Below are 13191 nucleotides of genomic sequence, written 5' to 3' on the forward strand. Positions count from 1 at the left end.
CTTTAGGTAAATCTCGCCAAGGGATACCTGTTCTAAGGCGGTAAAGAATACCTTCGAATGTTTGTCTATGTTCAGGTTTGTCATAAACACGGCCTGTGCTTTTCATTAAATGAAATAGCTTTTCCCAGCGTGCATCGGTTAGCATAAGTCTTGGCATGGCTTGAGGTTATGGTTACTTTTGGCGAAGCAAATTATAACGTCTTGCCATGCTGTCTAAAAATCACTCTCGAAAGATCAACAGACCCTAGTCATACGAAACACACTTTTGCATGATCCAAGCAATTTTTATCTGCTAGCCAGTCAACTTGGAAATTAGCCCATAAAAAAGCAGTTTATCCTTTAGGGATAAACTGCTTTAAATAGATTAAAAATCCTAATAAGTATTAGAACTTAGCTTCAACAGCAACACTGAAGTTACGGTCTTGGCCAATAGTAACCATATTGTACTGACCACCATCGATATAATCGGTATCGAAGAGGTTTCTCACGTTGGCGCGAAGGCTCACATCTTTGCCCATGATATCCATAGTGTAGGCTGCACCTATATCGAAACGCACATAACCATCTTTAGTAATAGTGTTATCGAGATCGGCAAAACGCTCACCCACATAGATAGCACCGAAGTTCATCGCAAAGTTGTCAGTCACTTCGTAACGGGTCCAGATATTGGCCGACCACTCAGGGGCATCAATAGGGGTTTTACCATCTAAGTTCTTGCCACCTATTTTGCCTGCACCGGTATTATATTCAGCATCTAAATACATCATAGAAGAAGTCACAAACCAGCTATCACCTAACTGGCCTTGGGCGCCAACTTCAAAACCTCGATGATGCTGCTCACCACCTTGGGTAGTGATCGTTTTATATCCTTCATTCGTTACAGGAATATCTTGTACTGTGGTGATATTAGAAACCGTAATATCAAAAAGGGCTGCTGTTAGCAGTAGGCTGTCATTAAATAACTCCCATTTAGTCCCTAGTTCATATTGAGTACCGTACTCAGGTTTCAGGTTATCTCCATGATTGACATCTTCAGAACTGGTTACTGAACCCTGTGGTGTAAAGCTTTTTGAATAATTAACGTAAATGCTACCATTAGCCATTGCCGAGTAAATTACCCCAAACTTAGGCGACACGGCATAGCTGTTTTCACCTTCTCCGTCTTTCTTCTGTTCGTCGTAACGCACACCAGCAAGCAATTTCCATTGCTCATTAAGCGTCATCAAATCCTGTAAATAGAAACCGTAATACTTGTATTCGCTTGGGTTGCTTAGCTTACCTTGGTGATAATCAAGATCTTGCTGAATAATTGGTTGCCCAGGAATTACGGGCTGACTTTTGCCTTTCTGAATTTGCTGCTGATAGAAATAGTCTAAATAGTTAGCACCAATAAGGAATTGATGCTCCATTCCTGCCAAAGAAAATTCACCCGTGAAATCCACATAGGCCGTTTTATGCTGCCAATCGTCATAACGATCAAACGGGTTTATGGTGTAACCATCTTTATATGGATCTTCAGAGCCTTTATTTAAGCTTGGCGCAGAGTCTAAACGTTGGCGATTAAACTGCTGATCGTTATAACCAACTTTGACTTTCCAATCATCACTCATCTGCCAAGTTAGATCGGCACCTAAGTTAGAGACTGTGTTATCGGTAAAGGCCCAAGGTGCATCCCATACGGTTTTACGTTCACCGATAACATTACCTTGTTTATCTAACCACCCACCCGCATCAATACCCGCTTTATCTTGGGTATGATCGTACTTAACCGATAACAGAACATCATCACTGACATCAAATTCTAGGTTTAAGTAGCCCAACCAACGGTCACGCTCTTGATTCTCATCGTTAGCGGAATACTCACGCCAGTATTTTGTGTCTTGCTTCACTAACACGCCGCGGTAACGAAGACTCTGAGCATCATTTAAACTGCCGCCCGCATCTAGCTGAGCACGGGTCGAACCAAAACCATCCGTATCAAAACCTAAATCGAGCATTGAATCATAGGTCGGTTTCTTAGTGACCATATTCACTAAACCACCAGGGCCAGATTGGCCGTACAACATGCTCGAAGGACCTTTCAATACTTCGACTTGCTGTAAAGTTTCAATTGGTTGTACGTAGTGAGACCATTGTTGATGGCCATTGATAAGATAACCGTTACCCGAATCGAGCTCGAAGCCGCGGATACTGAAGACTTGACGGTTCCAGCGCGTGGTTCCCGCCGTCACACTGGAGTCGTTAACTAAAACCTCGGCAAGGTTAGTGGCCAACTGTTCATCAGTCACAAAATCAGGGATCACATTAACTGACTGTGGGGTATCCATTAAGTCGATATCGCCACGCATGGCACCCGATGCACTACCGACTTTATAGTCGTTAAAAGTACGGCCAGTCACATTGATGCGCTCAATATTTTTATCGCTCGCCACTTCTGCAATAACCGGCATAGCCATTAATGCCGAGCCTACAGCTAAACCTATAACTGAATATTTAAATACCATTGCCAACACCTCAAATAGACCTTTCGTCTTAGAATTGCAGGTAATATAAATGAGAAGTGTTTTTATTCTTTCTTCTTTACCAAAATTTACAATTGAGTGTGACAGTGATCAAATTAACTTAAAAACCAACAATTTGCCTATACCACAAAAACATGAAGAAAATCTTAATTATTAAGCATTACTTAATAAAAAGGCTTTTTAGTGCAAAACATTGAACACAATAAAAATAAAAGCGGCACATGGCCGCTTTTTTGACATTAAGTTGAGTTTTAAAACTTACTTTTTAATTTTCACTGGACGTTGCCAACCAGTGAGGTGTTTTTGTTTAACACGAGTGATCACTAACTCATTCTCACCTACATCGCGGGTAATCGTTGAACCGGCCCCTAAAGTTGCCCCTTTACCTATGGTCACTGGAGCCACCAACTGAGTGTCAGAACCGACAAAGACGTTATCTTCGATAACAGTAAGATGCTTATTCGCGCCATCATAGTTGCAGGTAATAGTGCCAGCACCAATGTTGACGCCATCACCAATGATGGCATCGCCTAAATAGGCTAAGTGTCCAGCTTTGGATCCAACGCCAATCACCGCTTTTTTCACTTCAACAAAGTTGCCTATATGTGCATCTTGCTTAAGTTCTGCTCCCGGACGTAAACGTGCAAATGGGCCAGCACTGGCAGCAACGCCAAGCGTAGCACCTTCGATAATAGAGTAAGGCTTGATCTCAGCATCATCGGCAATCTCGCAATCAATTAAAATCGCGCCTGCGCCAATAGTGACATTATTACCCAAGGTCACTTTGCCTTCGAATATCACATTAATATCGATCATCACATCCATACCAACAGTGACTTCACCACGGATATCGATACGGCTTGGGTCGCGAAGGTTCGCCCCCGCCAACATGAGCTTTTCGGCTTCACGAGCTTGGTAAGCACGTTCAAGTTGCGCTAATTGCATGCGATTATTGGCGCCTTCCACTTCAATGGCCGATTGTGGCTGAGCAGTATCAATAGCAACGCCATCAGCGTGCGCCATAGCAATAATATCCGTTAGATAATATTCACCTTGAGCATTATTGTTCGATAAACGGCTCAACCAAGTTTTAAGTTGTTTACCCGGAACCGCCATGATGCCGGTGTTAATTTCGTTGATCAGCAACTGTTCTGCAGTCGCATCTTTTTGCTCAATAATTCCAATGACTTTTCCTTGCTCACGGACAATACGGCCATAACCCATAGGATTCGCTAAATTCACTGTTAAAATAGCAACGCCATTTTCAGGACGGGCGTCGAGTAAGGCTTCGAGAGTTGATGTCTGGATCAACGGCACATCGCCATAAAGAATAAGTACTGTATCGCTGTCGGCGATATGTGGGCTAGCCTGTGCAACCGCATGACCTGTGCCTAATTGCTCGGCTTGCAATACCCAGTTAAGTTGTTGCTCACCCAAACAGGCTTGTAGCTTGTCGGCACCATAACCATAGACTAACTGAATAGAATCACTGCCAACTTTATTAGCGGTATCGATGACATGTTGCACCATGCTCTTATGGGCGATGGGATGTAATACCTTAGGAAGATCAGAGCGCATCCGTGTTCCCTTGCCAGCCGCTAAGATCACTACATTTAATGCCATTACCATATCCTTGAACAAATACCCAAGAGGGTGAAAAATTACGGTCGATTTTGTGGGGTAATTTTAACGGAAAGCACATCGAAAAGCGAAGTAGATAGCGATGCTAATCAATCAAAGACATGCAAGAATGCCAATCTATCCCATTTTTAGACACAAAAAAGGCGACCATAGGGTCGCCTTTTTTCACAAACAATAACCTTATCTGGCAATGTTTTTCTTGATGGTTTCAACAACACGTAATTGAGCCATAGCCTTAGCTAACTCAACCATAGCCGCGTCATAATTGAAGTCAGCGCCAGCAGTTGCCATATGGGCTTCTGCACGACGCTTAGCTTCTAATGCCGCTTGCTCATCAATATCTTTGGCACGCATAACCACATCAGCCAATACGGAGACAGAAGAAGGCTGCACTTCCAGAATACCACCTGAAAGGTAAAACACTTCTTCACTGCCGTCTTGCTTGACGATGCGCGCCATGCCAGGTTTGATATAACTAAGCAAAGGAGCGTGACCATGCATTATGCCCAACTCACCTTCAGAACCAGTCACTTGCAGCGAAGCTACACGACCAGAGAAGATTTTGCTCTCTGCGCTTACAATATCAAGATGTACTGTCATGGCTGCCATCCCGTTCTCCTTAAAAAACTAAGTATGAATACTTAGTTATTTCTTTTTGTTCGCTTTCTCGATGACTTCATCGATTGAGCCAACCATGTAGAACGCTTGTTCTGGCAGGTGATCAAACTCACCGTTCAAAATACCCTTAAAGCCACGGATAGTGTCTTTCAGAGAAACGTACTTACCAGGAGATCCAGTAAAGACTTCTGCTACGAAGAAAGGCTGAGATAAGAAACGCTCAATCTTACGAGCACGGAATACGACAGTCTTGTCTTCATCAGACAATTCATCCATACCCAGAATCGCAATAATGTCTTTCAGCTCTTTGTAACGTTGCAGTACAGTTTGCACGCCGTTAGCAACGTCATAATGCTCTTGGCCAACAACCAATGGATCTAATTGACGTGAAGTCGAATCCAATGGGTCAACCGCTGGGTAAATACCCAGAGAAGCAATTTGACGTGACAGTACAACAGTCGCATCTAAGTGAGCGAAGGTTGTTGCTGGTGACGGATCGGTTAAGTCATCCGCAGGTACGTATACCGCTTGTACAGAAGTAATAGAACCCGTCTTAGTTGAAGTGATACGCTCTTGCAGAACGCCCATCTCTTCAGCCAATGTTGGTTGATAACCTACCGCAGAAGGCATACGACCTAACAGTGCAGATACTTCAGTACCGGCTAAGGTATAACGGTAGATGTTGTCAACGAACAATAGTACGTCACGACCTTCGTCACGGAACTTCTCTGCCATAGTCAGACCAGACAGTGCAACACGCAAACGGTTACCTGGAGGCTCGTTCATCTGACCATAAACCATGGCCACTTTATCGAGAACGCCAGAATCTTTCATCTCGTAGTAGAAGTCGTTACCTTCACGAGTACGTTCACCTACACCGGCGAATACAGAAAGACCCGAGTGGGCTTTAGCGATGTTGTTAATCAGTTCCATCATGTTAACTGTCTTACCAACACCCGCACCACCGAACAAACCGACTTTACCGCCCTTAGCGAATGGACAAACAAGGTCGATAACCTTGATGCCAGTCTCTAACAGTTCAGTAGAGCTTGATTGATCTTCGTATGAAGGAGCTGTACGGTGAATAACATAACGCTCTTCTTCACCGATTGGACCCGCTTCATCAATAGGCTCGCCTAATACGTTCATGATACGGCCAAGAGTGGCGGTACCAACTGGAACAGTAATAGGTGAACCTGAGTTTACTACTTCAAGACCACGACGCAGACCGTCAGAAGAACCCATAGCGATGGTACGAACTACACCACCACCTAGCTGTTGCTGAACTTCCAGCACCAAACCATTACACGGGCCTTCACCTACGATTTTCAGAGCGTCATATACTTGAGGTACGGCATCTTGTGGGAACTCTACGTCCACAACCGCGCCAATCACTTGGACAACAGTACCTGTGCTCATGATTAATCCTCTAAAACTTGTATTCGTTACCTAACCTAAACCGCAGAGGCACCAGAAACAATTTCCGACAGTTCCTGCGTAATCGCAGCCTGACGGGCCTTGTTATAGACCAATTGCAAGTCGTTAATCAGCTCACCAGCGTTGTCAGTTGCCGACTTCATCGCCACCATACGGGCAGCTTGTTCAGAGGCAATGTTTTCAACAACACCTTGGTAAACCTGAGATTCTACATAACGAACCAATAAGGTATCCAAAAGTGCTTTTGGATCTGGCTCGTAGATATAATCCCAACGATGAGCAATTTCATCATCTTCTGATTTAGGCAAAGGTAGCAGCTGCTCGATCACAGGAGTCTGCGTCATAGTATTCACAAATTTGTTAAATACCACGTACAGACGATCCAGCTTGCCTTCGTTGTAAGCTTCTAGCATGACACCGACTGTCCCGATCAAGTCAGCGAGCTTTGGAGCATCGCCTAAACCTGAAGCGTGAGCAGACACTTGTCCACCGAAGCTTTTGAAAAACTGCACACTACGTGCGCCAATTGGGCAAAATTCAAATTCTGCACCTTGGGCTTTCCAGCTTTTCACGTCTGCGACAACCTTCTTGAAAAGGTTAACGTTCAGACCACCACAAAGGCCACGGTCGGTTGCTACAACAATGTAACCAACCCGCTTAGCCTCTCTCACCTCCAAATAGGGGTGTTTATACTCGAGAGAACCTTGCGCTACGTGACCGATCACCTTACGCATGCTTTCCGCATATGGACGGCTCGCAGCCATGCGTTCCTGCGCTCTGCGCATTTTGCTGGCTGCCACCATTTCCATGGCGGACGTGATCTTCTGAGTGTTTTTCACACTCGCGATCTTGGTTTTAATCTCTTTAGCGCCGGCCATCTCTACTCTCCAATCTGGACCTGAGGTGTCTTAAGACACCTCTATCATTGTTACCAGGTTTGGGTTGCTACGAACTTGTCGAGGCCAGCTTTTAATTCAGCTTCGATATCAGCGCTATAATCGCCAGTATCATTGATAAGCTTCATTAAAGGAGCATGCTCGCTGTTCATGAACGAGAGCAGAGCGGCTTCGAAATTACCGACCTTATTCAGCTCAACACTCTTCAGGTAACCTTTTTCAGCTGAGAAAATAGACACAGCTTGAGCGGCTACGCTCATAGGAGCATATTGCTTTTGCTTCATCAGTTCGGTAACACGCACACCATGCTCAAGCTGAGCACGTGTTGCATCGTCAAGATCAGATGCAAATTGCGAGAACGCAGCAAGCTCACGATACTGTGCTAGTGCGGTACGAATACCACCAGACAGTTTCTTGATGATCTTAGTCTGAGCCGCACCACCAACACGAGAAACAGAAATACCTGGGTTAACCGCTGGACGTAGGCCAGAGTTAAACAGATCGGTCTCAAGGAAGATCTGACCATCGGTAATAGAAATTACGTTGGTCGGTACGAATGCAGAAACGTCACCCGCTTGCGTTTCAATAATCGGCAGCGCGGTTAAAGAACCAGTTTTGCCAGTTACTGCACCTTTAGTGAACTTCTCTACATAAATCGCGTTAACGCGTGATGCACGCTCTAATAAACGTGAGTGTAGATAGAATACGTCACCTGGGTAAGCTTCACGGCCTGGTGGACGCTTGAGCAGTAACGAAATTTGACGATAAGCAACTGCTTGCTTAGACAAATCATCGTATACGATCAAAGAATCTTCACCGCGGTCACGGAAGTATTCACCCATAGAACAACCAGAATATGGCGCTAAGTATTGTAGAGCAGCGGCTTCAGAAGCAGTTGCAACAACAACGATAGTGTTAGCTAACGCACCGTGTTCTTCTAGCTTGCGCACTACGTTAGCGATAGTAGAAGCCTTTTGGCCAATCGCGACGTACACACATTTAATGCCAGAATTTTTCTGGTTGATAATTGCGTCGATCGCCATTGCTGTTTTACCAGTTTGACGGTCGCCAATGATCAATTCACGTTGACCACGACCGATAGGGATCATGGCATCAACGGCTTTGTAACCAGTTTGAACTGGTTGATCAACAGACTGACGTTCAATAACACCTGGTGCGATAACTTCAATTGGCGAGAAACCATCGTTATCGATAGGTCCTTTACCGTCAATTGGCTCACCTAGAGTGTTAACAACACGGCCAAGAAGACCGCGGCCAACTGGAACTTCCAGAATACGGCCAGTCGTTTTCACTTTTACGCCTTCTGCTAAATCAGCATAAGGACCCATTACTACGGCACCGACAGAATCACGTTCAAGGTTCAACGCGATTGCAAAACGGTTACCAGGCAGTTCGATCATCTCACCTTGCATCACGTCGGCTAGGCCGTGGATGCGGATGATGCCGTCACTTACCGCAACGATAGTACCTTCGTTACGAGATTCGCTAACGACTTCGAACTGCTCGATCCGCTGCTTAATCAGATCGCTGATTTCAGTGGAATTCAGTTGCATGCTCAAACTCCCAATTACGACTGCAGCTTATCAGACAGACGCGATAACTTACCGCGGACCGAGCCATCGATGACTAGGTCTCCTGTCTTAATTATTACACCGGCGATGAGCGCGGCGTCAGTGCTACAATTCAGCTTAACTTTGCGTGCGAGACGTTTCTCTAAAGAAATACTAATCTGCTGTTGTTGTTCAGAGCTCAGCTCAGTTGCAGAAACCACATCAGCTTCTACTTCTTTTGCCCACTCATTACGGTATTCAGTAAATAACTGAGATACAGCAGGTAGCACCTTTAAGCGACCGTTTTCAGCCATTACCTTTATCAGGTTCTGACCTTGCACATTGACTTGCTCACCACACACACTAATAAAGAGTGCTGCGAGCTTAGTGCTGGCTAAAGAGCCAGCTAACAGTGGTTGCATGGTTTCGTTTTCACTCACCAATGCGGCAAACGTGAGCATTTCAGCCCAAGAATCCACTGCATCTTGTTCAATAGCAAAGTCAAAAGCTGCCTTTGCGTAAGGGCGAGCGATGGTGGTTAATTCAGCCATAACTCAACTCCCTTATCAAATTTCAGCGACTAGTTTATTAACTATGTCACTGTGGGCGGCTGGATCAATAGAACGCTCAAGGATCTTCTCAGCACCCATGATGGCAAGAGTAGCAACCTGCTTACGCAGATCCTCTTTGACGCGATTACGTTCAGCTTCAATTTCTGCTTTACCCTGAGCGATGATTTTAGCACGCTCAGCGTCTGCTTCGGTTTTGGCTTCTTCAACTATTTGAGCTTTACGCTTGTTAGCTTGCTCAATAATTTCATTAGCCGTTACCTTGGCTTCTTTTAGTTGGTCAGTCGCTTTCGCTTGTGCCAACTCCAGGTCTTTTACCGCACGATCAGCATCAGCTAGACCGTCAGCAATCCTTTTTTGGCGCTCTTCGATGGCATTCATCAAAGGGGGCCATACAAACTTCATGCAAAACCACACGAAGATGATAAAGGCGACCGTCTGACCGATTAGGGTAGCGTTGAAATTCACAACAGCCTCCTATTTAGAGTTAAGACAGAAGCGTTTTTTACAGCATTGCACCCAGTGGGTTGGTAAATAGCATAAATAATGCGATACCAACACCGATCATAGTTACGGCGTCAAGAAGACCCGCTACGATGAACATTTTAACTTGTAGCATAGGAGCCATTTCTGGTTGACGCGCAGCGCCTTCCAAGAACTTACCGCCTAATAAGCCGAAACCGATTGCAGTACCAAGAGCACCCATACCAATCAGCAGAGCAACAGCGATAGCTGTCATGCCTAAAATCGTTTCCATCTGTATCTCCAGTATCTAAATCTATATTAGTTGATGATTTAGTTTAAAATTTCTTCAGCAATCCTTAATGATCTTCATGCGCCATGCTTAAATAAACAATGGTCAACATCATGAAGATAAACGCCTGCAGCGTGATAACCAAAATGTGGAATATTAACCAGCCCAGTTGCAGAGTCACACCTAGGGTAGATAATAACAAGTTGGTACCATACATCAGCGCAATAAGGATGAAGATCAACTCACCTGCGTACAAGTTACCAAAGAGTCGCAATGCCAATGAAATTGGCTTAGCAATCAAAGTAACAGTCTCTAATAGGAGGTTGACGGGTATCATTGCCTTATGGTTAAAGGGCTGTAGTGTCAATTCTTTAACAAACCCAGACACACCTTTGACCTTAATGCTGTAAAAAATAATCAGCACGAACACACCAATAGCTAAGCTAAAGGTAATGTTAACGTCAGTCGTCGGAACCGCTTTTAGATAGGGAATACCCATTAAACTTGCTGCGTGAGGCAGCCAATCTACAGGGATCATATCCATGAAGTTCATCATGAATACCCATACAAAAATGGTCAGAGCTAAAGGCGCGATCAGAGCATTGCGACCATGAAAACTTTCTTTCACGCTGTTATTTACGAACTCGACGATAATCTCAACAAAACATTGCAGTTTGCCAGGAACACCGGAAGTCGCTTTTTTACCAACGCTGCGGAAAATCCACAGGAACAGAACACCAAGACCAACCGAAAAGAACAACGAATCAATGTGCCATGTCCAAAAGCCTTCACCAACACTTAAGTTGGTAAGGTGATGTTGGATATAGCCCTGCGGTGTTAACGCTTCACCAGTTGCAGCCATGATTCATCCCACTTAACTTTGCTTGAAGTATAAAGGAGCTGTCCAATGCACGATTAGCGTCAGCACATAACAAACAAAAAGCGGCATAAAAGCGACCTTAAGATTGATAAACACAAACGAAAACATTGCGATGGTTAACAGCAACTTTACCGCTTCCCCCCAGTAAAAAGTCTTTATGACTTTTGCAGCTGAACTTGCTCCCGTGTGGGAGAAAGCGAGGGTTGCGAATACAAAATTAGGGAGCACAGCGATTGAACCACCTGCTAATGCAGAATAGCCAAACTGAACTCCCCACACGGCGAAAAAGAGAATTGAAGCACCCCCAGCGACCGCCGCCTGCATCATCACCAATTTATAGGCTGACCACCGGCCACGACGCGCTAAAACCTTACTCAATTCATCCTCTCCGCATTCATACTTTTTGTTTCGATGACCGGATGACAAATACCCGTATTTATGTCGATGCACAAAAAGCTTGCGAAAGTATACCTTTTCACGCCTTCATTGCAACTTTGAGATAAGGAAAAACAACACTTTTAACGTGATCTCGCGCCAAACGAGTTAAAATGTAAGATTAGCATCTGTCACAAATTTACATTAAAAACTGTTAATCTACAGACATTAATGAATTTTACTAAGAATTCCGTCTAATTCAGCCAGATTCTGATAGTTAATTACAATTTTACCCGTGCCCTTACTGCTATGAGCGATCGAAACCTTGGCACCTAATCTTTCAATTAACTGCTGCTCTAAACGACAAACATCTTGATCTTTAGTCGTAGTTTCGGCTTGTTTAGGCGGATTTAAGGTTTGATTAATTAATCGTTCAGTTTCGCGAACGGTTAATTCCTTAGCGGCCACTAATCTCGCAAGATTTGTTTGTTCTTCTCCCTCAATTGCCAACAAAGCGCGAGCATGACCCATATCAATGTCGCCATACTCGAGTAGACGCTTAACAGGCTCATTTAAGCCATTTAAACGTAACAAGTTAGATACACTCGCTCTGGATTTTCCCACAACATCGGCAACCTGTTGGTGAGTCAGTTCAAACTCTTGCATTAAACGTTGCAATGCAATGGCTTCTTCCATGGCATTTAAGTCTTCACGCTGGATGTTTTCAATCAAAGCAATAGCAACAGCGGCTTCATCAGCTACTTGCTTTACAATGCAGGGAATTTTATTCAAGCCAGCAAGTTGCGCAGCACGCCAACGACGTTCACCCGCAATGATCTCATACATGTTATTCGTCACTTGTCTCACAACGATAGGCTGAATAATGCCTTGGTTGCGGATAGAGTGTGCCAGTTCTTCCAACGCTTCGGGGGACATGTCTTTACGAGGTTGATATTTACCTGGCTGTAATAAGTCTAAATCGAGATGGATAAGCTCTTCTTTTTTATCGACAACATCAGCTTCGTCAGTGTGCTTTTTACTGGCGGCATGGCTGTTACTCAGTAGGGCATCTAACCCTTTGCCTAATCCTCTTTTCTTTAACGTCATGGTGATCCTTTACGCTTGCTTAGCCTGAGTTTGTTGTTCTGAACGACGGATCATTTCACCCGCAAGCGCTAGATACGCCTTAGCGCCGGCACTCGATTTATCGTAATACATAGCAGGCGCTCCAAAACTTGGTGCTTCTGCCAGCCTCACATTACGTGGGATAACAGTACGGTAGACTTTGTCACCAAAATGCTGTTTTAGCTGATCGGACACATCATTAGATAAACGATTACGCGGATCATACATAGTACGTAAAATGCCTTCGATACCAAGTCCAGGATTAACCATAGCAGCAAGCTTAGTGATGGTATCAATCAGTGCAGTTAAGCCTTCGAGGGCATAATATTCACACTGCATAGGCACGAGTACAGAGTCGGCCGCAGACATAGCGTTTACGGTCAACATGTTCAATGAAGGAGGGCAGTCGATAAAGATATAATCATATTGATCTTTGATCGGTGCGAGCGCGTTACGCAAACGGATCTCACGGGCAAAAAACTCCATCAATTTGATTTCTGCCGCAGTGACATCGCCATTACTGGCGATCAGATCATACTTACCCGCAGTGTTTTTAATGACGATCTCGTCGAAGGATTTTTCTTCAACCAATAATTCATAGGCTGTATTAGCTACATCATACTTATCGACACCGCTCCCCATGGTGGCATTACCTTGAGGATCGAGATCGATCAATAATACTTTACGTTTTGTTGCTGCTAACGAAGCGGCGAGGTTAACGCAAGTAGTTGTTTTTCCTACGCCACCTTTCTGGTTAGCCACGGCAATCACTTTACCCACAATATCACCCTGTATGTAAATGC

The 13191-nt window shown here is 44.5% G+C and carries 14 protein-coding genes; all 14 read right to left on the minus strand.

Features of this window, described 5'->3' with window-relative positions:
* The coding region (locus tag L5L97_RS20470; protein WP_259573881.1) for a transposase at positions 1-157 on the minus strand (157 nt) is incomplete at its 3' end.
* Between the two features lie 226 nt (positions 158-383).
* Positions 384-2504, minus strand: coding sequence for a TonB-dependent receptor (locus L5L97_RS20475; RefSeq protein ID WP_263183785.1), 2121 nt, complete (start codon positions 2502-2504; stop codon positions 384-386).
* 276 nt (positions 2505-2780) lie between these two features.
* On the minus strand, positions 2781-4145 hold the full coding sequence (gene glmU / locus L5L97_RS20480) for a bifunctional UDP-N-acetylglucosamine diphosphorylase/glucosamine-1-phosphate N-acetyltransferase GlmU (protein WP_219255776.1): 1365 nt from the start codon (positions 4143-4145) through the stop codon (positions 2781-2783).
* A 198-nt stretch (positions 4146-4343) separates the two neighbouring features.
* Positions 4344-4772, minus strand: a complete 429-nt coding sequence (locus L5L97_RS20485; protein WP_105250790.1) for a F0F1 ATP synthase subunit epsilon — start codon at positions 4770-4772, stop codon at positions 4344-4346.
* Between the two features lie 36 nt (positions 4773-4808).
* Positions 4809-6200, minus strand: a complete 1392-nt coding sequence (atpD, locus tag L5L97_RS20490; protein WP_105250791.1) for a F0F1 ATP synthase subunit beta — start codon at positions 6198-6200, stop codon at positions 4809-4811.
* Between the two features lie 35 nt (positions 6201-6235).
* Entirely contained in the window at positions 6236-7096 is an 861-nt protein-coding gene (gene atpG, locus L5L97_RS20495; RefSeq protein WP_106648794.1) for a F0F1 ATP synthase subunit gamma, read from the minus strand.
* Positions 7097-7146: 50 nt separating this feature from the next.
* Entirely contained in the window at positions 7147-8688 is a 1542-nt protein-coding gene (atpA, locus tag L5L97_RS20500) for a F0F1 ATP synthase subunit alpha (RefSeq protein WP_168827626.1), read from the minus strand.
* A 14-nt stretch (positions 8689-8702) separates the two neighbouring features.
* Entirely contained in the window at positions 8703-9236 is a 534-nt protein-coding gene (atpH, locus tag L5L97_RS20505) for a F0F1 ATP synthase subunit delta (RefSeq protein ID WP_006083842.1), read from the minus strand.
* A 15-nt stretch (positions 9237-9251) separates the two neighbouring features.
* Positions 9252-9722 carry a F0F1 ATP synthase subunit B gene (atpF, locus tag L5L97_RS20510; protein ID WP_006083841.1) on the minus strand — a complete coding sequence of 157 codons (471 nt, stop codon included), beginning with the start codon at positions 9720-9722 and terminating at the stop codon, positions 9252-9254.
* Positions 9723-9759: 37 nt separating this feature from the next.
* Positions 9760-10011, minus strand: a complete 252-nt coding sequence (atpE, locus tag L5L97_RS20515; RefSeq protein ID WP_006083840.1) for a F0F1 ATP synthase subunit C — start codon at positions 10009-10011, stop codon at positions 9760-9762.
* Between the two features lie 64 nt (positions 10012-10075).
* The gene (gene atpB, locus L5L97_RS20520) at positions 10076-10870 is read right to left on the minus strand and encodes a F0F1 ATP synthase subunit A (protein WP_105250793.1); all 795 of its coding nucleotides are present in this window, start codon (positions 10868-10870) and stop codon (positions 10076-10078) included.
* Between the two features lie 12 nt (positions 10871-10882).
* Complete coding sequence (locus L5L97_RS20525) at positions 10883-11266, minus strand: ATP synthase subunit I (RefSeq protein WP_105250794.1); 384 nt, start codon at positions 11264-11266, stop codon at positions 10883-10885.
* Positions 11267-11491: 225 nt separating this feature from the next.
* Positions 11492-12370: a ParB/RepB/Spo0J family partition protein gene (locus tag L5L97_RS20530; RefSeq protein WP_105250795.1), complete on the minus strand. Its 879-nt coding sequence runs from the start codon at positions 12368-12370 to the stop codon at positions 11492-11494.
* 9 nt (positions 12371-12379) lie between these two features.
* The gene (locus L5L97_RS20535; protein ID WP_105250796.1) at positions 12380-13168 is read right to left on the minus strand and encodes a ParA family protein; all 789 of its coding nucleotides are present in this window, start codon (positions 13166-13168) and stop codon (positions 12380-12382) included.
* Positions 13169-13191: the final 23 nt, after the last annotated feature.

The sequence above is a fragment of the Shewanella sp. SM71 genome (assembly GCF_025653905.1).
GTDB classification, from domain to species: domain Bacteria; phylum Pseudomonadota; class Gammaproteobacteria; order Enterobacterales; family Shewanellaceae; genus Shewanella; species Shewanella oncorhynchi.

Bases quoted from the DNA above. Each gene is read 5' to 3' on its own strand.
- atpD (WP_105250791.1), bottom strand. From the start codon at position 6,200: ATGAGCACAGGTACTGTTGTCCAAGTGATTGGCGCGGTTGTGGACGTA.
- atpE (WP_006083840.1), bottom strand. From the start codon at position 10,011: ATGGAAACGATTTTAGGCATGACAGCTATCGCTGTTGCTCTGCTGATT.
- L5L97_RS20485 (WP_105250790.1), bottom strand. From the start codon at position 4,772: ATGGCAGCCATGACAGTACATCTTGATATTGTAAGCGCAGAGAGCAAA.
- glmU (WP_219255776.1), bottom strand. From the start codon at position 4,145: ATGGCATTAAATGTAGTGATCTTAGCGGCTGGCAAGGGAACACGGATG.
- L5L97_RS20475 (WP_263183785.1), bottom strand. From the start codon at position 2,504: ATGGTATTTAAATATTCAGTTATAGGTTTAGCTGTAGGCTCGGCATTA.
- atpA (WP_168827626.1), bottom strand. From the start codon at position 8,688: ATGCAACTGAATTCCACTGAAATCAGCGATCTGATTAAGCAGCGGATC.
- atpB (WP_105250793.1), bottom strand. From the start codon at position 10,870: ATGGCTGCAACTGGTGAAGCGTTAACACCGCAGGGCTATATCCAACAT.
- L5L97_RS20530 (WP_105250795.1), bottom strand. From the start codon at position 12,370: ATGACGTTAAAGAAAAGAGGATTAGGCAAAGGGTTAGATGCCCTACTG.
- atpH (WP_006083842.1), bottom strand. From the start codon at position 9,236: ATGGCTGAATTAACCACCATCGCTCGCCCTTACGCAAAGGCAGCTTTT.
- atpG (WP_106648794.1), bottom strand. From the start codon at position 7,096: ATGGCCGGCGCTAAAGAGATTAAAACCAAGATCGCGAGTGTGAAAAAC.